Annotated in this window: 19 protein-coding genes and 2 tRNA genes; 4 read left to right on the top strand and 17 right to left on the bottom strand. The window is 36.9% G+C overall.

Annotated features, from left to right (window positions below):
- Positions 1 to 146: 146 nt before the first annotated feature.
- On the bottom strand, positions 147 to 1433 hold the full coding sequence (tig, locus tag BLR62_RS05155) for a trigger factor (RefSeq protein ID WP_090794105.1): 1287 nt from the start codon (positions 1431 to 1433) through the stop codon (positions 147 to 149).
- Positions 1434 to 1589: 156 nt separating this feature from the next.
- Complete coding sequence (locus BLR62_RS05150) at positions 1590 to 2576, bottom strand: DUF3196 family protein (protein WP_090794104.1); 987 nt, start codon at positions 2574 to 2576, stop codon at positions 1590 to 1592.
- 282 nt (positions 2577 to 2858) lie between these two features.
- Here BLR62_RS05150 and BLR62_RS05145 point away from each other — a divergent pair, with 282 nt between their 5' ends.
- The gene (locus BLR62_RS05145; protein WP_090794101.1) at positions 2859 to 3524 is read left to right on the top strand and encodes a restriction endonuclease; all 666 of its coding nucleotides are present in this window, start codon (positions 2859 to 2861) and stop codon (positions 3522 to 3524) included.
- 82 nt (positions 3525 to 3606) lie between these two features.
- Here the strand turns inward: BLR62_RS05145 and BLR62_RS05140 are convergent, their stop codons facing one another.
- Positions 3607 to 4044: a VOC family protein gene (locus BLR62_RS05140; protein ID WP_090794802.1), complete on the bottom strand. Its 438-nt coding sequence runs from the start codon at positions 4042 to 4044 to the stop codon at positions 3607 to 3609.
- 173 nt (positions 4045 to 4217) lie between these two features.
- Here BLR62_RS05140 and BLR62_RS12650 point away from each other — a divergent pair, with 173 nt between their 5' ends.
- A complete protein-coding gene (locus BLR62_RS12650; protein WP_281241145.1) occupies positions 4218 to 4349 on the top strand; it encodes a hypothetical protein in 132 nt (43 codons plus the stop codon).
- Between the two features lie 75 nt (positions 4350 to 4424).
- Here the strand turns inward: BLR62_RS12650 and BLR62_RS05135 are convergent.
- The 8 genes from BLR62_RS05135 to BLR62_RS05100 all read right to left on the bottom strand — a co-directional run bounded on the left by BLR62_RS05135 (position 4425) and on the right by BLR62_RS05100 (position 9138).
- Positions 4425 to 4498 (bottom strand) — tRNA-Arg (locus BLR62_RS05135).
- Positions 4499 to 4502: 4 nt separating this feature from the next.
- Positions 4503 to 4576, bottom strand: a tRNA-Gly gene (locus BLR62_RS05130).
- A 139-nt stretch (positions 4577 to 4715) separates the two neighbouring features.
- Positions 4716 to 5234 carry a metallophosphoesterase family protein gene (locus tag BLR62_RS05125; RefSeq protein ID WP_090794098.1) on the bottom strand — a complete coding sequence of 173 codons (519 nt, stop codon included), beginning with the start codon at positions 5232 to 5234 and terminating at the stop codon, positions 4716 to 4718.
- A 17-nt stretch (positions 5235 to 5251) separates the two neighbouring features.
- On the bottom strand, positions 5252 to 5839 hold the full coding sequence (locus BLR62_RS05120) for an XTP/dITP diphosphatase (protein WP_090794095.1): 588 nt from the start codon (positions 5837 to 5839) through the stop codon (positions 5252 to 5254).
- 2 nt (positions 5840 to 5841) lie between these two features.
- Entirely contained in the window at positions 5842 to 6591 is a 750-nt protein-coding gene (gene rph, locus BLR62_RS05115; RefSeq protein ID WP_090794092.1) for a ribonuclease PH, read from the bottom strand.
- 129 nt (positions 6592 to 6720) lie between these two features.
- Positions 6721 to 7758: a GerMN domain-containing protein gene (locus BLR62_RS05110; protein WP_090794089.1), complete on the bottom strand. Its 1038-nt coding sequence runs from the start codon at positions 7756 to 7758 to the stop codon at positions 6721 to 6723.
- Positions 7759 to 7850: 92 nt separating this feature from the next.
- Positions 7851 to 8657 (bottom strand): glutamate racemase, encoded by an 807-nt coding sequence (racE, locus tag BLR62_RS05105; protein ID WP_090794086.1) that lies wholly within the window; start codon positions 8655 to 8657, stop codon positions 7851 to 7853.
- Between the two features lies 1 nt (position 8658).
- On the bottom strand, positions 8659 to 9138 hold the full coding sequence (locus BLR62_RS05100) for a MarR family winged helix-turn-helix transcriptional regulator (protein ID WP_090794083.1): 480 nt from the start codon (positions 9136 to 9138) through the stop codon (positions 8659 to 8661).
- Between the two features lie 160 nt (positions 9139 to 9298).
- On the opposite strand from BLR62_RS05100, the gene BLR62_RS05095 reads away from it, so the two are divergent.
- Positions 9299 to 10216: an aldo/keto reductase gene (locus BLR62_RS05095; protein WP_090794079.1), complete on the top strand. Its 918-nt coding sequence runs from the start codon at positions 9299 to 9301 to the stop codon at positions 10214 to 10216.
- Positions 10217 to 10254: 38 nt separating this feature from the next.
- On the opposite strand, the gene BLR62_RS05090 is transcribed toward BLR62_RS05095, so the two are convergent.
- A complete protein-coding gene (locus BLR62_RS05090) occupies positions 10255 to 10479 on the bottom strand; it encodes a helix-turn-helix domain-containing protein (protein WP_090794076.1) in 225 nt (74 codons plus the stop codon).
- Positions 10480 to 10635: 156 nt separating this feature from the next.
- Between BLR62_RS05090 and BLR62_RS05085 the strand changes: the two genes are divergently transcribed.
- Positions 10636 to 11067, top strand: coding sequence for a YslB family protein (locus BLR62_RS05085; protein WP_090794074.1), 432 nt, complete (start codon positions 10636 to 10638; stop codon positions 11065 to 11067).
- Between the two features lie 55 nt (positions 11068 to 11122).
- On the opposite strand, the gene uvrC is transcribed toward BLR62_RS05085, so the two are convergent.
- The 5 genes from uvrC to BLR62_RS05060 form a co-directional block, all read right to left on the bottom strand.
- Positions 11123 to 12916 carry an excinuclease ABC subunit UvrC gene (uvrC, locus tag BLR62_RS05080; RefSeq protein ID WP_090794071.1) on the bottom strand — a complete coding sequence of 598 codons (1794 nt, stop codon included), beginning with the start codon at positions 12914 to 12916 and terminating at the stop codon, positions 11123 to 11125.
- A gap of 107 nt (positions 12917 to 13023) precedes the next feature.
- A complete protein-coding gene (gene trxA, locus BLR62_RS05075; RefSeq protein WP_090794068.1) occupies positions 13024 to 13341 on the bottom strand; it encodes a thioredoxin in 318 nt (105 codons plus the stop codon).
- 126 nt (positions 13342 to 13467) lie between these two features.
- Complete coding sequence (locus tag BLR62_RS05070; RefSeq protein ID WP_090794065.1) at positions 13468 to 15816, bottom strand: endonuclease MutS2; 2349 nt, start codon at positions 15814 to 15816, stop codon at positions 13468 to 13470.
- A gap of 7 nt (positions 15817 to 15823) precedes the next feature.
- Positions 15824 to 17551, bottom strand: coding sequence for a DNA polymerase/3'-5' exonuclease PolX (polX, locus tag BLR62_RS05065; protein WP_090794062.1), 1728 nt, complete (start codon positions 17549 to 17551; stop codon positions 15824 to 15826).
- A gap of 53 nt (positions 17552 to 17604) precedes the next feature.
- Positions 17605 to 18147, bottom strand: a complete 543-nt coding sequence (locus tag BLR62_RS05060; RefSeq protein ID WP_090794059.1) for a CvpA family protein — start codon at positions 18145 to 18147, stop codon at positions 17605 to 17607.
- Between the last annotated feature and the right edge of the window lie 3 nt (positions 18148 to 18150).

Here is an 18150-nt window from a genome sequence, read left to right as displayed (position 1 = left end):
TACTGGATTTAAAATAAAAGCTCTTTATATGACTGTTAGTCTGTCCAAAGGGCAACAAAGTTAAACGAGTTTTAATTTATGTATGTATACCGGTTGTATGTTAGAAAACAAGGCGAGTCAAACCCGCCTTGTTTTTAACTCTTGATTTATTTTGTTTTGCTGTTTTCTGCTAAGAAATCAATCGCTTTTTTGAATTTAAGATCATCTTTGATCGCATCCGTGTTGCCACCTAGCATTTGCTTCAATTGATCAACTTCTAATTGATACATTTCTGCCATTGATGACAGTTCTTGATTAACATCTTCATCTGTTACTTCTAATTCTTCAGCTTCTGAGATCGCTTCAAGAACAAGGTTTGTACGAACACGCTTTCCAGCATCTTCTTTCATTTGTTCTTTCAATTGATCTTTATCTTGTCCAGAGAACTGGAAGTACATATCAAGTGTCATACCTTGTTGTTGCAAGCGTTGTTCAAATTCTTGTAGCATACGATCAAGCTCTGTATCAATCATTGCTTCAGGCACATCGATTTCAGCGTTGTCAGCAGCTTGCGTGATAAGTGCTTCACGTTTTGTGTTCTCAGCATCTGATTGTTTTTGGTCTTCTAGACGCTTTTTCGTTTTCTCTTTCAATTCGTCTAAAGTCTCAACTTCTTCATCAACATCTTTAGCAAACTCATCGTCCATCTCAGGAAGTTCTTTGCCTTTGATTTCATGAATGGTTACTTTAAACGTTGCTTCTTTACCTGCAAGGTTTTCAGCGTGATATTCTTCTGGGAATGTAACGGTTACTTCTGTGTTGTCCCCAGCTGTTTTACCAATTAATTGTTCTTCAAATCCTGGAATGAATGAGCCAGAACCAATTTCTAATGAATGATTTTCAGCAGCGCCGCCTTCAAATGCTTCGCCATCAACGAAACCTTCAAAGTCCATCACAACTGTGTCACCATCTTCAACAGTTCCTTCTTCTTTTACCACAAGTTCAGCTAGATTTTGACGTTGATTCTCAAGCTCTTTCTCAACATCTTCATCTGTCACGGTTACATCTTCTTCTTCTACTTCTAATCCTTTATAGTCACCTAGTTTAACTTCAGGCTTAACCGTTACGTTAGCTGTGAATATAAATGGCTGGTTCTTTTCGATTTGTGTCACATCAATTTCTGGTTGATCAACTGGTGAAATACCTGCTTCATCAACAGCATTTGCATATGCTTCTGGTAAAATGATGTCCACTGCATCTTGATAAAGTGATTCAACACCAAAACGTTGTTCGAACATTCCACGTGGAATACGTCCTTTACGGAAACCTGGTAATTGAACATCTTTCACTACTTTTTTAAATGCTTGGTCAAGCGCTTCATTAAACTGTTCCGCTGAGACTTCTACAGTTAATGTCCCTTGATTGCCTTCTTTCTTTTCCCATGTTGCTGTCATTTATTTTCCCTCCATCAATTTAAATAGTAATCTCGATTTGTCGTTCTTTCATGATCAATAACCTATAATACAATTCCGAACGCAAATTACAACCATTACATTATAACACAAACATGTATGCTTTCAACATGTACAATTAGAAACTAAAAATTTCAGTTATTCTTCCAAAATTGAAAAATAGATGTGTTCTGCTTCTAAAATCATCTCCATTTTTTCAATGACTTCTTCTGAATTTTCGACATCAAATTTAGACAGGTCTGTACCCAATGATTGAGAAACAATTGCAAGAACAGCATCTCGCATTGATTTTAGCTCGTCTTCAGGTGGCACAATGGGGTAATTGACATAAAAATACCGATCGATCAATTGATTACTAAATCGGTACAATGTCGGGTCTTCTTGCTCAAGGGCTTCCAACATTTTCTTAAGTTGATGTCTAAACGGATGATCGTTCATAAACGGATGTGAAACAGGATTAATAACGATCGTTTGATTAAATTTAGACACTTCAACATCTCGGTCTATGGATTCTGCTTGAAAAAGACCGACGATCACTGTCTTAACAACTGGATGCACGCGACCGTCAACTAACATGCTTTCTAACAAGGATGCATGTGGTGATAAATCTGCACGTTGCAAATGATTGACTAAATGCCACTGAGCCATTGTATCTTCATTATTTACAGCTTCCTTAATCTTTTCGTGTGTCATGACTGTTTCTTGTTCAACTTGCTCGTTAACTAAAGACTCATTCACTTCTTTTAATTTCAACAATTGATTATGTAAAGATTTTGGAATGTCTTGGTGTGACAAAGCTTCTTCTAGTAAGTCCTTTACTTCTTTATGTTTATGAAATTGAAATAATAGCGTCGCATAAATATTTATGTATGTATAATAATCTGAATCTTCTCGGTCAATTAGATCTTCACACATCGCCATCGCATCACGTTCTCGTCCAAGCTCGACATAGCAAGTTAATTTCCCAACCACGATATCTTGATCATGAATACCGTAATCCATTAGTTGATCAAAATAGCCAAGCGCCTCTTTATATCGTTTGTTTTGTAAAGCTGAAAAGGCTTGGTATTCCAATTTTTCTTTTTGCTTTGGGAATAAAACAATTTTGTCTTGTTTTTTGTCCATTCTTTAACCTCCTTTCATTCTTTTGTTGTGATGTCTTTTTATCATTTATTCCCCACCTTTATTCGTCTTAAACAACTCGAATTCCTGTTTGCTCGATACAACTATTTATTTACATTCTTTGAAATTATCACAGCAGTTCATATTTTTCTAAAAATGAGATGGAATTTTCTTGTTATCTATAATAAGGTAATGATTAAAGACATCTATATACATGGTTAATTGCACTCAGAAAACAACTTTGACACATTTTTAATAAATTCATTCATAGAAAGAAGGGACAAAATGAACAAAAAGCGGCGAAAATCAATTATAGAGCTATCTAGAATGTCAGTTATGTTTATTGCACTATACTTTGTATTAACGAATGGCGCCAACATATATGCCATAATTGTTATACTCATCATCCCTAATCTACTCGCGCAAATAGCCCATTCAATGTTCGATCAAAAACAAACTAAACGTTCGAATAAAAAGAAAAGAAAAAAATCCACAAATAAAGCGAATGTAGCAGTGCCTACAACTAGACTATCATCCGATTATGAGATTATGAAAATGCCCTTGGATAAAATGTCAGGAGCAGAATTTGAACGCTTATGTTATTTATATTATAAAGCAAAAGGCTATAAACCTAAAGAAACAGGAAAAGGTGCTGATGGCGGCGTGGATCTTCTGATTTACCAACGCTATCATAACGATTATGAAGCTGTACAAGTTAAACACTATCAGAATTCTGGTAATAACATTACCGTAAAAGAAATTAGAGAGCTAAACTCCTCGAAACAAAACCATGGCTGTGTCTTAGCTAGATTTATTACCACTTCTACATACTCTAAAGATGCCTTAAAGCAAGCCGATCAATGGCGCATCAAAACACACGACAGAGAATGGGTCAAAAACAAAATTGAAACTTGGAGAGAAAAAGAGTTGCAGAAAACCAAATATGCATAATGCTCAATATCTTTAATTTCAGAGAAAGTGATGCTGATCGATAAAATGATCATCATCACTTTTCTTTTATGAATTAGTTTGATTAAATAATTAACATATTATTATCATCAAAGGCCCAATCTGATCCATATGCGACTTCCCAGTAATAACCGTCCGGGTCAAGGAAATATCCACCATAACCTCCCCATGATGTCGTTTTAGGCTCCTTCACAACTGTAGCGCCTATTGTTTTTACTGATTCAAATATATGATCGACTTCTGATTCAGACTTGGCATTATAAGCAAGTGTAACGCCTGAAAAGCCACCTGTAGACAAGACGGGAGGATTTTCTTCATCGATATCTTTTGCTAGTTCGTCAATTGGAAACAATTCAAGTTTTGAGCCCTCGTTTTTAAAGAATACAATGACTGGCTTTTCCTCATCTCCTATTACAGAAGCTTCAAATCCAATATCACGATAAAATTGAAGTGATTTTCCAATGTCTTTCACACCTAACGTAATCAAATTAATTCGATTGATCATGACGATTCATTCCTCCTTTAACTTTTCTATTAAATACATTCGACAATTATACGTTAGATCCTGTTTTATTCTTCTATGAATAAGGATCAAAGAATTCAATGAATTTTACTGTTATCCATTCATTCAATATCCAATAAATGGTACAATTGACTTAAGAGGAGGTGTCTGGTTTGAGAAATGATAGACCTGGAGCAAATAACCCCGATTACTTTGATCGAACTTTTGTTGGTAAACCAGGATGTATGATCACGATCGCATTAATCATTATCATTGCCAACTTACTTTATCAATATTTTAACTAATAAAATAAAAAAAGCTAGAAACCTTGTATTGTAAAGGAATCTAGTCATTAAAACCAACTTATATGAACTAAGAAGCGTCCCAGGCAGGATTCGAACCTGCGACCTACGGCTTAGAAGGCCGTTGCTCTATCCAGCTGAGCTACTGGGACAAAATGGAGCGGGTGAAGGGAATCGAACCCTCGTCATCAGCTTGGAAGGCTGAGGTTTTACCACTAAACTACACCCGCAATGTCGTGTGATTTGAAATTACTTATGTAACAGACAAGGATCATTATATCGAGTTGGGGAATCTTTGTCAATACTTTTTCAACATATTGATACATGCACAGCATTTAAGGAATTAAGGTAAAAAAGTGTGTCACTTTTTTACCTTAATTTCAAGTCTCTAGCTAAGTCTTTAACTTCATCTCCATTCAAACGATAAAAGCGTACGGTTGCGTTTTTATCATCATCCCATTCTAAAATAGCATATGTTTCTTCGCGTCTTCCTCTTGGCATACGGATACTACCAGGATTAATCACCAGTTGATCACCTATTTCTGTAGCTTGCGCAAAATGAGAGTGACCATGGCAAACTATTTGAGCATTATCCTCACTTGCCCGGTATGTAATGGGATCGAGTGTCATTTTCACGTGATGCATATGTCCATGCGCCACGAAGAAGCGTAAATCATTAACATCAACGGTTAAGTCGTCTGGATAGTCTGGGTCATAATCACAATTGCCAGCGACCCGACTGAAACCTTGAATTGGTTCATCCGCGTAAGGCAATTCTGAATCGCCGCAATGAATCATGTGATCAACCTGGTCAGTGTGTTCCGTTTTTATCATTTCTAATTCTTTTGTCATTCCATGACTGTCACTTACGATGAGAACGCGTGGCATTTTAACCCTACTTTCTATTAAAGTTCTAATGTTTCAGCTAAATGTTGTAATGCTTGCCTTCGATGACTGATCTTGTTTTTTTCTTCAATCGGTAATTCACCCATGGTTTTTGTGTAGCCTTTAGGTTTAAAGATTGGATCATAACCAAATCCTTGATCACCTTGTGGAACTTTTGTGATCTCACCTTCACAATAGCCATACTCGATAATCGTTTCTTCATTAGGCTTTGCTAAAGCAAGTGCACAGACAAATCGTGCTGTTCGATTAGGATCTGAAACGCCTTTTAAATTATCAAGCACTTTTTCTAAGTTTTTTTGGTCATTTTTTTCTGTTCCCGCATAACGTGCTGAATAAACACCGGGTTCTTTGTTTAGTGCATCGACTTCTAATCCAGAATCATCCGCTAATACTGGCATGTTTAATCGATTAGCAATCGTTTCAGCTTTTAGCGTCGCATTTTCTGCAAATGTTGTGCCCGTTTCTTCAACATCTTCAATGTCGTCTATATCAAGTAGCGACCAGACAGCAATTTGTTTCGGTTCAAAAAGTGTTTTAAAATCATTTACTTTACCCCTGTTTTGAGTAGCAATGAGTATTTTTTTCATACTTAAGCCTCCGAACTTTCAAAATATTGATTGAATTCTCCGATCGCTTCTTTTTGACATTCTAAAATGTCTTGTAATCCTTTTGTAGCTAAACTAAGCATTTCTTGAAGTTGTGCAGGTGTAAATGTTGCTTCTTCACCCGTTCCTTGAATTTCAACAAATTCACCAGAACCCGTCATGACGACATTCATATCCACATTCGCTTCAGCATCTTCTACATACTCCAGATCTAGTGCAGCCGTTCCATCAGGCATGATGCCAACTGATATAGCATTTAAAAAATCTGTAATCGGGAATGTGTCAATCTCACCATCTTTTACTAATTTCCCAACAGCTAACGTCACCGCAACAAATGCACCAGTAATCGATGCTGTTCTCGTACCACCATCTGCTTGGATCACATCGCAATCCACCCATATGGTTCGCTCACCTAAATGATCTAAATTAACAACCGATCTTAAGGCTCTACCAATCAAGCGTTGGATTTCCATCGTTCGACCTGATACTTTACCTTTAGATGATTCTCTAATATTCCTTGATTCAGTTGCACGTGGTAGCATTGAATATTCTGCTGTGATCCACCCTTTACCTTGATTTCTCATAAAGGGTGGGACTCTATTTTCAATACTTGCATTACAGATAACTTTTGTATCACCGACTGTGATTAAAACAGAACCTTCTGGGTGTTTAGTAAACTCCGTATCAATTGTAATGGATCTCAGTTGATCCAGTTCTCGTTCACTTGCTCTCATTATTTGTTCCTCCTTCATTCTACATACCTTTTTATCCTAACATATTTTGACCCCTATACATGGATCTATTCGATTTCTTTGTAAATTCAAAACAAATCCGCCTCAAAAAAAAGAAGCTGAAGAATCAGCTTAAGATGCATTCTTATCATTTAAAGCAGAGCGCGTCACAGGTTGGTCATACGGTACGCCGTGTCGATTGAAGACTTGATCGACACCATCCACCACAATGGAAACAGACGATATATGGGGTTGTTCAGTGAGAGATAATACAAGGGTTTCCATCACTTCATCACCAATCAAGTTCATCTCATAATCCGATAGAATCGCATCATTAAATGTTAGAGCGATGTCGCCATCTGTTAAAAAATCAACATCTAGTAATTCTACATTTGGATTAAACACATGAAGCAGTGGAATATCATAAGCAGGCCCTTCCAATAAAGATTCAACTAACGCCTCATCTAAAGATTTTTCACTCATATTAACTCGCTTCGTAACGGGAACATGAACAATTTGTGAATGGATGTCTGTTGGATAATAGACCGTCATCGATTCACTCTCTAACAAGTCAATACCATCTGTTTGAACAAGGTTAATTCCACGATCTCTTGAATAGCCACCTACAAGTGACGTTTGATTAATCGGCATTTCTGTTAACTCTTGTGAATTCACCCATAATTTAATGCGTTCAACATTATCGAATTGTGTAAGGCTATATGTTAAAGCTTGTAAAAGCTGTTCTTCTTTATCACCATCATATTCAATAAAGTGTTCATTCAAATCAATGACAAGCGTTCCGTCTTCCTCTAAATTTAACCCCAAAACCTCAGTTCCTGCTGGTAAAACCGCTTCAAACCCATTTGGTAGTTGCTCGGTAACTGGTCCATCTTTAATCAAATAATGGAGCGTTTGTAAGGCTACCTCATTCGATTGTGCTTGAGGCATGTCAATCACTTGCGGGACAACCAATCCACTTTCACTTAATAAATAAATTTCTCTTGAGGTTGTCTCTTCTTGTTCATCATTTGTTTCGTATGATTCATCATTAACTTTCGAATCATCTTCACTATTTGTTGATTGAGAGCGTGTACAGCCTATTACTAAAAAACTAACCAAGATAATCATGATAAAACCAATCGTACGTTTAGTCCTTTTCTCGCAATACATGTCACATCCTCCTCAGATGAGTTTGTACTACCATGTATACGAGCTATTCGTTTAAAATAGACCTAAAATAGACGGATGTCTTGATACCTTTTTTAAGTTTGATCAATAACAATCTGTTCAACAGTATTTACAGGATAGTCCATCCACCTGTTCGCAATTTGTTCAAATAAAATCGGCGAGCCTGTCGTGTAGAATTGATGATCAGGTATTCTTTTGCCGTCACAAGCGATTTTTTGATAACTCATAATCGCACTCACTTCGCGTGCTGTTTCTTCACCTGAAGAAATGATTGACACATGTTCTCCCATCGCTTTTTGAATCCAATCCGTTAATAATGGATAATGTGTACAACCTAAAATTAACGTATCTAGTTCTTTATGTCGTTTTAGTGGTTCTAATGACGTTTCGACGACTTGTTCAGCCGCTTCACTCGAAAAGTGACCACTTTCAACAAGTGGAACAAATTGAGGACAAGCTAAATCGTAAATATTAAGTCCTGCTGATATTTGTTTTAAAGCTTCCGGGTATGCTTGTGACTTAATCGTTCCTTCTGTGCCTATAACACCAATCGCTTTCGTTTCTGTCACTTTTATAGCCGCTCTTGCGCCTGGGTCGATCACGCCAATAACAGGAATTGTCAGCTTTTCTCTTAAATAATCAAGTGTAAAAGCTGTGGCGGTATTACATGCAATCACGAGCATTTTTATTTGTTTTTCCATTAAAAAGGTGACCATCTCAGTTGTAAAACGGACGACCTCTTCTTTCGGTCTTGGTCCATATGGACAACGAACGGTATCACCTAAATAGATCAGTTGTTCTTTTGGCAATTGTCGCATCAGTTCACGAGCAACGGTCAGCCCCCCAACACCTGAATCAATTACGCCAATGGGTCGATCCAATTTAATCCCTCATTTTCTCTTCTTTCTTATTTTGGTCGTGGTCAATTTTCATTTTATCTAGTAAAGTAGTTAACACGTCATTAAGCGTATCCACTTCACTTGAAGGTACGTCTTCTAAAATACCTTGCAAGTAGCGTTGTCTTTTTTCAATAACTTCATTTATAATTTCAGTTCCTTTATCTAATAAATGAATGCGTACTACACGTCTATCTTTCGTATCACGCCTGCGTTCTACTAAATCATTATTCTCCATTCGATCAACGAGGTCAGTCGTTGTACTAAAAGCTAAATTAATTTTATTTGACAGTTCACCAATTGTTAAATCACCATCTTCAAGTAGCCACTGCAACGCAATAAATTGCGGTGTCGTGATGCAGTAATCTTTTAATAACTCACGACCTTTATATTTTATAATGCCATTGATATAACGCATATGTTTTTCGATTTGAGCAATGGGGCGGTCAAGTTGATCTTCTTCCACCAGATAAGCTCCTTTCCATCTCTTATTCTTCTTTGTATCATAACATTTTTTAGTGTATTTGTGTAAATAGGATTTATGGTTACACCTCGGTGTAGCGTTTTCATTTTTTGTTTTTCAATCGACATGTTAAACTAACAATATGACAAAGGAGGCAAAAATCATGAAAACATTAAATTTAGGTTCAAGCTCATTAAACGTAAGTGAAATTGGGCTTGGTTGTATGCGTATGAGTGGGTTATCAAAAAAAGAGGCGCAATATACAATTGAAAATGCATTAGATCTTGGCATCAACTTTTTCGATCATGCAGACATTTATGGTAAGGGTGCCTCAGAAGAACGATTTGCTGAGGCAATCGAGATGAATCCAAGCAAAAGAGAAAACATGTACTTACAATCTAAATGTGGAATTCGAAGTGGCTTTTTTGATTTTTCTAAGGCACATATTATTCAATCTGTCGATCAAATCTTAAAACGCTTAAATACGGATTATTTAGACACATTATTGTTACATAGACCCGATGCACTCGTTGAGCCGGATGAAGTTGCATCAGCATTCAACACATTAAAAGAGACAGGAAAAGTAAAGCATTTCGGTGTTAGTAATCAAAATCCTATGCAAATTGAATTGCTTCAAAAGTCACTAAACGATCCATTAATCATCAATCAGATGCAATTAAGTTTGATGCACACACCGATGATTGATGCTGGACTCAACGTTAACATGAGACATGACCGTGCCATAAATTATGACCATAGTGTACTCGATTACAGTCGACTACATGATATGACGATCCAAGCTTGGTCACCTTTTCAATACGGCATGATTGAAGGTACATTTATGGATAACCCTGATTTTCCAGAGTTGAACGCCAAACTTAATGAACTAGCCGAGAAAAAGGGTGTAACCAATTCAGCCATCGCGATTGCTTGGATCTTAAGACATCCCGCAAAGATTCAACCAATTGTTGGCACAATGAATCCTGACCGACTAAAAGCGATCGCACGCGCGAGTGAAGTGGAATTAACCCGTGAAGAATGGTACGAACTTTATTTAAGTGCTGGAAACACATTGCCATAAACGCGTTAAACCGACTTTCGTTTTGAAAGTCGGTTTAATTATAGTTCGAGTTCACCTAGTCGAATTAAATGAACAACAGCCTGTGAACGCCCCTTGACACCTAGTTTAAGAATGACATTTGAAATGTGGTTTCTTACTGTTTTTTGTGAAATAAAAAGTGCTTCAGCAATTTCTTTCGTTGATTTGCCTTGTACTAATCGTTCAAATACCTCTCGTTCCCGTTTTGTCAATAATTGTTGATGATGTGTCTGTTCATCTGCCAAGCCAATCCTCCCCTTTTGGTTCTACTTCATGTCTTATGGATTATTCAGGGAGTCTATTTATTTTATGTAACAGTCACTTTTTATGATACAAAAATAATTGCATTATCACGTGATTGAGGTGATAATAAAGATAAGTTTTTTAAGGGGGAGCTACATATGCACCAAAATATGAATAAAATTGAGACAATTACAAGTCAACTAGAGACAACAGGAACAGGTCACGACCTTTTACGATATGTTGCATTACCTGAACTCCTAGGAGAAGATGCTCCGAGCATTCTCTATGTATTAGGAAAAAACATAGCAAGGCAAATGACCTTCACCTCTATCGATGAAATTATCCAATTTTTCCACCAAACTGGTTGGGGATCTCTAGAATTAATAAAAGAAAAAAAGCATGATCATATTTTTAAGTTACAAACGCGCATCATTTCAAAACGTCATGAAGAAGGTATACAGACAGATTATCGACTTGAAGCTGGTTTTTTAGCCGCCTCCATGGAACAGCTTTTTCCTGAGTCGTGTGAATGTATAGAAGAAGAAAAGCCTAAGAAAAATTATGTAGAACTGCGCATCCAACGTTTTTAGCGCTCGTTTTAAATAAAAAAAGAAAGCCGAATTGCCCATCGTTAGCAACCACTTGCTAATTATGGGTGTTCGGCTTTTTGTCCGTTAAGTGTTCTTTAATCGCCTCAGCTGTTGAGGTAGGAATACCTAAACGGATTAACATCTCGAGCGGAGCTTCTTTAATCTCTTGAAGTGTTTTAAAGTGTGTTAGCAACAATTTACGTCGTTTCTCACCTACACCTGGGATGTCATCGAGTTCAGATTTAAAAGCACTTTTCCCTCGCAACTGACGATGAAATGTAATCGCGAATCGGTGCACTTCATCTTGAATTCTTTGAATTAAATAAAACACTTGTGATTGTCGTTCGAGTTGAACAATTTCTGGTGGTTGACCATACAGTAGTTCACTTGTTTTATGCTTATCATCTTTTGCCAGACCAGCTAATGGAATATCTAATCCTAATTCATTTTCCAAAACATCAATCGCTGCTGACATCTGACCTTTACTCCCGTCGACCAATATTAAATCAGGTAATGGCAACTCATCTTTTAGAACACGCGTATACCGGCGCCTCACGACTTCTCTCATCGTTTCATAATCATCGGGTTTATCGACTGTTTTTATTTTATATTTACGGTATTCTTTTTTGCTCGGTTTTCCATCAATGAATACAACCATCGCTGACACTGGGTCTGTCCCTTGTATATTTGAGTTATCAAAGGCCTCGATACGATGAGGGGTTTCAATTGATAGATATTCTCCCAACTTTTCCACTGCTTTAATCGTCCGTTCTTCATTGCGCTCAATTAACGTGAACTTTTCATCTAATGCGATTTGCGCGTTTTTACCAGCTAATTCTAACAACTCTCGTTTACGTCCTCGGTAAGGAATCGAAACATTAACTTCTAGTAATTCGCTTAACAATTCATAATCAATGGGTGCGGGCACCAAAATTTGTTTCGGTTTCGGATGATTATGGTGTAAATAAAAACGTCCAATGAACGTTGTAAACGTCTCTTCCGGATCATCAAAGAAAGGAAAGATCGATACATCACGTTCTATTAATTTACCTTGTCGAATGAAGAACACTTGAACACACATCCACCCTTTTGTGTATGCATAATGAAATACATCACGATTCACTTGATCATTCAAGGTCATTTTCTGTTGTTCCATCACAGAATCAATGTGATGCATTTGATCACGTAATTCTTTTGCCCGTTCGAAATTCAATTCCTCACTTGCAGCTTCCATCTTTTCTTTCAATGATTGCTTGATCGATTGGTGGCCACCGTTTAAGAACGAGACAATCTCTTGGGTCATCTCTTTATATTCTTCTTTTGAAGGTGGATTTTTTGCACATGCTAAACACTGTCCTAGATGATAATATAAACAATAATCGCCGGGATTGTTTTTACACTTTCTGAGTGGGTACATTCGATCTAATAACTTTTTTGTCTCACGTGCTGCAATGACGTTTGGGTACGGACCGAAGTATTTCCCCTTATCTTTATATACTTTTCTTGTAATGATCAATCTCGGATGACGCTCATTCGTGATTTTTAAGTATGGGTAACTTTTATCATCTTTCAATAAAACATTGTATTTAGGATCATATTTTTTAATTAAATTCATCTCTAAGATTAAAGCTTCAATTTCGGTAGAAGTCACAATATATTCAAAATCAACAATCTCTTGAACTAAGCGTTGCGTCTTTTGATCATTTGCTCCAGTGAAATAAGACCTGACTCGATTTTTTAATTTCTTTGATTTTCCAACGTAAATGACTGTTCCATGTTTATCTTTCATTAAATAACAGCCTGGTTGCTGTGGTAAAACGGTTAACTTTTCTTGAATTGAACTTGACATAAATGACACTCCACAACCTTCGTATTCTTCACCACTACTAGTATAACAAACAAATCCGTTAAACAGCGAAAAAAAAGCAACCACTCTAGGTGATTGCTTTTTTATCTTTATGATGCATGTTTGTTAATGCGCTCTTCTAAAGCTTCTTTTGGTTGGAAACCAACAACTTGGTCAACGATTTCACCATCTTTAAAGAATAACAACGTTGGGATACTCATAACACCGTGCTGACCAGCTGTTTCTTGGTTTTCATCAACGTTAAGCTTAACGATTTTAACTTTATCGCTCATTTCAGCGTCTAATTCCTCTAATACGGGTCCAATCATTTTACAAGGTCCACACCATGGTGCCCAGAAGTCCACCAATACTAAGTCAGATCCTGTTTCTTGTTTAAAAGTTGCATCAGTTGCGTGTACAATTGCCATTTAAAATTCCTCCTAAATTTATATTAATAATGGATTCAAATGATAGTATACCACCTAGGGGCATTTTTAAGCTAGTAACTTGCTCACTTCATTAAATCATCAACATAACCATTGATAACATATGGATTAGCTCAATTCAAATATTGTGACTCCACTGCCACCTTCGTTCATATTGCCTGAAGCTGCTGATTTAATCTTACGATGTTTTTTGGCGAATTCTTGAACACCTTTTCTAAGTGCACCTGTTCCTTTTCCGTGTATAATCGATACGTTATTATAACCTGCTAGTAAAGCCTCATCAATATATTTATCAAGCTGTTGCATCGCATCCTCATAGCGCTCACCACGTAAATCTAATTCCGGTTTAACATGAGACGTGGAACCTTTGACCATTGTACGCGGCTGTTCTTCAACTGGTTGTTTTCTCTTAAGACGCTGTAAATCATTCTTTTTTACTTTCATCTTCATCATACCAACCTGTACTTGAAAGGTATTTTTATTAACGACTTCAACGATCGTCCCGTTTTGGTCTAGTGTTAATAATTTAACTTCATCACCAACGGCTAAATCCTCATCTGTTTTTGTTTTTTTAACTTCTTCTGATTTCGTTTGTGTTGTTTGTAAGTTCGGCTTAGCTTCGTCAAACAATTTACGCGCTTCAATCCACTCATGTTCTTTTAGTGAGGCATCCTGCTTCATACTTCTTAATGTGCTAACAATCTCTTCTGCTTCTTGCTTCGATTTTTCAACAGCTTGTTTTGCTTTTTCTTCTGCTTTTTTGTATAGGTCTTCTTTTTTATTTTCAAGCTGGTTCCATGCCTTTTCTAGATCGGCTTTTAGTTGGTTAGCCTCTTCTAATGTTACTTGTGCCGCTTCATAGTCTTTCTCTGCTTCACGACGTGCATAATCTAATGATTCAATCATGTTCTCAACATCAGTTGTTTCCGTTCCGATCAATTGCTTCGCTGAATCAATGACATCCTCACTTAACCCTAATCGTCTTGAAATATCAAAAGCATTACTTCGTCCTGGTACACCGATCAATAAACGGTAAGTCGGTTTTAACGTTTCGACATCAAATTCTACCGATGCATTAATTACCTCTTCACGATTGTAGCCATAAGCTTTCAATTCAGGATAGTGCGTTGTCGCAATCACACGCGCTCTTTTGTTGACAACATTGTCTAGAATAGCCATCGCAAGCGCAGCCCCTTCTTGCGGGTCCGTTCCTGCACCTAATTCATCAAATAAAACGAGTGTTTTATCAGTAATTTTGTCTAGAATATCGACAATGTTTGTCATATGTGAAGAGAATGTACTTAAGCTTTGTTCAATCGACTGTTCATCACCGATGTCTGCAAACACATCTTCAAAGACCGCTAACCGACATCCATCAAATGCAGGAACTTGCAGACCTGATTGAGCCATTAATGTTAATAGACCGACAAGCTTAAGGGTCACTGTTTTACCACCCGTATTGGGCCCTGTAATAACAATGGCATGAAAATCTTCTCCTAACGCAATATCATTACTGACGACTTCATCATCTGATAGTAACGGGTGTCTTGCTTGTTTGACATCAATAATGCCCTCATCATTCATCTCAGGCATTGCTGCTTTCATTGACATAGCAAGATTCGCACGTGCAAAAATAAAATCTAATTCAGCTAAGACTTTAACGTTTTCACTAAGAGGTTCTACATCAGCTGCGATTAACATGGATAGTTCACGTAAGATGCGATCCACTTCAATTTTTTCATCCGCTTTAGCTTCAGACAATGTGTTATTCGCTTCAACCACAGCTTGTGGTTCCATAAACAACGTTTGACCCGAAGAGGATTGATCATGAACAATTCCACCAATCGCACCCCTATATTCTTGTTTAACAGGGAGTACATATCGATCATTTCGAATCGTCACGATTGCATCCGAAAGCATATGACTGCTTGATTTTGTAAAGCCAGCTAAGCGATCTCTTATCCGATTCTCGTTTGTGCGAATTTTAGTACGAATGGAACGTAATTTGTCAGATGCTGAGTCCATAACAGTTCCATCTTCATCTATGCAATTTTTAATTTCTCTTTCTAACTCTGTAAGAGGCACAATGCTCGCTGCTTTTTCTCTTATTAAAGGCGATTCTGGTTCTTCTAATTGGTTAATCGCACGTTTGAGGGTTTTTGCACCGTACAATAAGTTCCCAACTTGCAAACATTCTGAAGCGTTTAAAAAGCCACCAATGTTTACGCGTTTTAAACTGGGTCTAATATCAGTAATACTGCCAAATGGCATATTTCCATGCAAGCGAATAATTTGCAAAGCTTGATCTGTTTCCGCCTGCTTATTTTGTACAGATTCTAACTCAGTATACGGTTTAAGTTGCTGTGTTTTTTCTTTTCCTAAAGAAGTGGACGCTTGATCTGTTAATTGACTAATAATACGATCAAATTCCAACACACTATATATGCGCTCATTCATTCTTATATCACCTATTCTTCTTTTCTTTCAAAACGGATTTTAATTGATCAACTGAATACGTGTTGATGACTGAATCAGGATTAAGCCACCCTTTTCTTGCCATTTTCACACCTTCATTGATAAAATCAAGATTGCTTTTTCTATGAGCATCTGTGTTAATGGCAATCTTAACCCCTTTTTCTTGGGCTTTTTTCAACCATACACTATTTAAGTCAAGACGCTTTGGATTGGCGTTTAATTCTAAAATTGTCTTTGTTTCTTTTGCTTTAGTGATAAGTTTATCGACATCAACGGCGTATCCTTCTCGTTTTCCAATGATTCGTCCCGTCGGGTGAGCAATCATATGAACATAAGGGTTTTCCATTGCTTGATTGAGTCGATACATAATTTGATCTTCTGTCTGATTAAAGCTAGAGTGAATCGAAGCAATAACAAAGTCTAATTCAGCTAGTACCGTATCGTCAAAATCGAGCGTGCCATCTGGCAAGATATCCATCTCTATGCCTGAGAATATCGTTAGATCCGGATAGAGTTGACGGACACGTTCTATTTCTTTTATTTGGTCTCTTAAACGTTTCTCATTTAACCCATGCGCCACACGTAAAAACTTTGAATGATCGGTAACAGCCATATAATGATAGCCTTTATCCGTCACAAACTGTGCCATGTCCTCTAATGACTCCGCTCCATCACTCCAAGTCGTGTGCATATGCAAATCACCTTTAATCATTGAACTCTCAACTAAATCAACCGCTTCTTCAAACCTGTCGAGCTCACCGTCTGCTTCCCTTCTTTCGGGTGGGATATAGGTAAGACCAAAAGATTGAAAGAAGTCCTCTTCTGATTCAAAAGTTTCAATGTCTCCAGTCTCAATATCTAAAACACCATACTCACTGATCTTTTTTCCTTGTGCCTTCGCTCGTTGTCTCATGGCGACGTTATGATCTTTAGAACCTGTGAAGTGATGCAAGGTTGTTGCAAATTGATGATCTTCTACTAAACGAAAATCAATTGAAACATCGTAATCCCAAGTAATTATAATAGATATTTTGGTTTGTCCGTTGGCTATAATCTCTTTAATATTTGGCATTTCAATTAAAGCTTTTCTTACCGTATCAAAATCCTTTGTCGAAATAATAAAATCTAAATCTTTCACTGTTTCTCTGAGGCGTCTCATACTGCCAGCTATTGAATAACGATCGATTGCTTCAATTGAATCTAAATAGCTTTCAACTTGTTTAGATACTTTTAACATATCATCAACAGGCAGTCTTTCTGGTTGTTTTTTATAATCTTGGATCGCTTTTAAAATATTTTCTTCCGTTTTCTTACCAAAACCTTTTAATGCCGAAACTTTTTCATTTTGACAGGCCTCCTCAAGTGAGGTGATATCAATGACATCTAATTCATGATAAAGTTTTGACAGCTTCTTGCCTCCAAGACCCGGTAAATCGAGTAATGGAATTAAACCTTCTGGCACTTGTTTCTGTAATGCTTGTAACGTTTCAGAATAACCATTTTCAATATAATCTTGAATTGTAGCAGCTGTTTTTGCACCGATTCCGTTTATTTTGGTTAGGTCATCAAACTCTCTTAAAGAGCGCTGATCCGTCTCTAAAATTTGAGCCGCTTTTCGATAAGCTTGTATTTTAAATGGGTTTTCAGCTTTTAGCTCTAATAAAACCGCTATATCTTCAAGTAATTTAATAACATCTTTCTTATTAATATCCGCCATCTGCCTACCTCCTCATTATGATAGAAAAACCCTTGTAATAGAATAACAAGGGTTTAATCGTTAATTATGTGTTCAAACCACAATGTCATCACTCGCTCAGATAACACGGGTGTTTGTTCAATCATGAATCCGGCAAGGCTTGAATTGTTTAATATTGATTGTATTTGTGAAACAGGCAATAATGAAGCAATATAAATGACAAGGAATAGAACTAAATATTGTTCAACAAATCCAAATACTGCACCTAATACGCCATTAATTGCACTAAGGAATGGCAATTCAGCAATAAAGTCAAGCATTGATGCGATAATACTTAATGCAATTTTCACACCGAAAAATATAAGTGCGAATGCAATCATATTATAATACGCATTTTCTAACTGAAACGAATCACTAAAAAATGCCCACTCATCTCCTGTGATTCTAGGATACGGGATAAACATTTCAATGTGACTAGCTAATCGATCATAAAATTGTGTAGCAACGATAAATGCTATAACAAAACTAACGAGATGAAAAATTTGTAAAATAAAACCTCTTTTAAGTCCCCTGAAAACACCAAGAACTAAAAGGGCTAACAAGATGATGTCTAACATAAG

It is taken from the genome of Pelagirhabdus alkalitolerans (assembly GCF_900096905.1).
GTDB lineage: Bacteria > Bacillota > Bacilli > Bacillales > Amphibacillaceae > Pelagirhabdus > Pelagirhabdus alkalitolerans.
Note: the sequence above shows the minus strand (reverse complement) of the source record. Positions and strands in the feature narration are given on the sequence as shown.